Consider the following 1652-nt stretch of genomic DNA (forward strand, 5'->3'; position numbering starts at 1 on the left):
TAGATACTATGAAGGGCCGCGGAGGTAAGCCCCCTGGAGTAAAACGAAGATTCCAAGTCTCGTTTCTCGAGGAGCACGCAAATGGACGCGTCTGACACAGCCCTTCACGGGCAGAATACGACGATCACCGGCTGGCTGTACATCGCCTTCGAACTGGGCGACAAGAGCTGGAAGCTGTCGCTGGGCGACGGCGTGCGCGGGCCGAGCCGATGCTCGGTGGCGGCCGGTGACATGACATCAGTCCTGACGGCAATCGCCAAGGCCAAAGCCCGGTGTCATCTGCCCGCCGATGCGCCGGTGCGCTCCTGCTATGAGGCCGGTCGGGACGGATTCTGGCTGCACCGCTGGCTCAGCACACACGGCATCGTCAACCTGGTGGTCGATTCCGCCAGTATCGAAGTGAACCGGCGGGCGCGCCGTGCGAAGACCGACCGGCTCGACAGCGACAAGCTGTTGTCGATGCTGATGCGTTACTACGCGGGCGAGCGGCGAGTGTGGGCAGTCGCGCGGGTCCCAACCGAAGAGCAGGAAGATGAGCGGCGCGTGCATCGCGAGCTCGGACGCCTGCGCCAGGAGCGCACCGCCCACAGCAACCGAATCCGCTCGCTGCTGGTGTTGCACAACCTACGGCCCGAACACATCGGTGGGCGCTCGTGGACATGCTGGTGGGCCCAGCATGCTGCGCAGCTCTTGCCAAGTTTGCGCGCCGAGATTGAACGCGAGTTCGAGCGGCTGTTACTCGTCGCCAAGCAGATCAGGACACTGGAGACGCTCCAGAACCACCAAGTCCACGGCGGGACACAACCCGCGATCGCCGTGCTGACGCGGCTTGCAGGTATCGGCACTGGCAGTGCATGGACCCTGGTCAAGGAACTGTTTGGCTGGCGGCAGTTCCACAATCGCCGTGAACTCGCCGGCTGTCTGGGCCTGGCGCCGACCCCTTATGCAAGCGGCACCAGCGAAGTCGAACAGGGCATCAGCAAGGCGGGCAACAAACGGGCGCGGTGGCTGCTGGTGGAGCTCGCATGGAGCTGGTTGCGCTTTCAGCCGGCAACCCAGTTGAGTCAATGGTTTAGACAACGATTTGCCGGCGCCGGGAAGCGTTCGCGACGCATCGGCATTGTCGCCCTCGCGCGCCGTCTGGCGATCGCGTTGTGGCGCTACCTGGAGTATGGCGAGATTCCGCTCGGGGCAAGGCTCAAGTCGGTCGCCGGCAATGCCTCGTGAACTGAGTCTCCAGCGTCAGTCGACTAACGGTTTGAAGGTTAGCGCGCCCGGACAGTAGGAGGATTACCCGACTGGTAATCGTAGTTTTAGATGGGGCGCGTCGGTAAGGGAGTGTTCCAGCGCTTTGCGCATGCGGTATGTGGTGACCGGCCTGGCGCCGGCACGGATAGAAGTTGGACCGGGCAACTGCCCAGGTATCAGACACTCCGACCTCCATCCCGTTTAAGTCACGGGATATTGAAAGGACACCAAACTGAGACCACGCGCCTTTGTCGTGCAAGTTACCCCACCGCTGGCCAGCGTCGTGGTCGTGACAGACGACCCGCTGACCAGCCGTGGATAACTTGCAGCGCGTCTCAACAGGAGATAACTGTTGAACGGAAAACACAGCAATAGGTGCTTGACTTCCAACGCCCCATAGAAGT

Annotated in this window: 2 protein-coding genes; one reads left to right on the forward strand and one right to left on the reverse strand. The window is 62.1% G+C overall.

Going from position 1 to position 1652, the window contains the following annotated elements:
- The first annotated feature begins 81 nt into the window (after positions 1 to 81).
- On the forward strand, positions 82 to 1227 hold the full coding sequence (locus AC07XB_RS38910; protein ID WP_492833260.1) for an IS110 family RNA-guided transposase: 1146 nt from the start codon (positions 82 to 84) through the stop codon (positions 1225 to 1227).
- 222 nt (positions 1228 to 1449) lie between these two features.
- On the opposite strand, the gene AC07XB_RS38915 is transcribed toward AC07XB_RS38910, so the two are convergent.
- Positions 1450 to 1652: hypothetical protein (locus AC07XB_RS38915; protein ID WP_492833258.1), on the reverse strand; the 203-nt coding region annotated here is incomplete at its 5' end.

The sequence above is a fragment of the Cupriavidus sp. GW821-FHT02F09 genome (assembly GCF_059421605.1).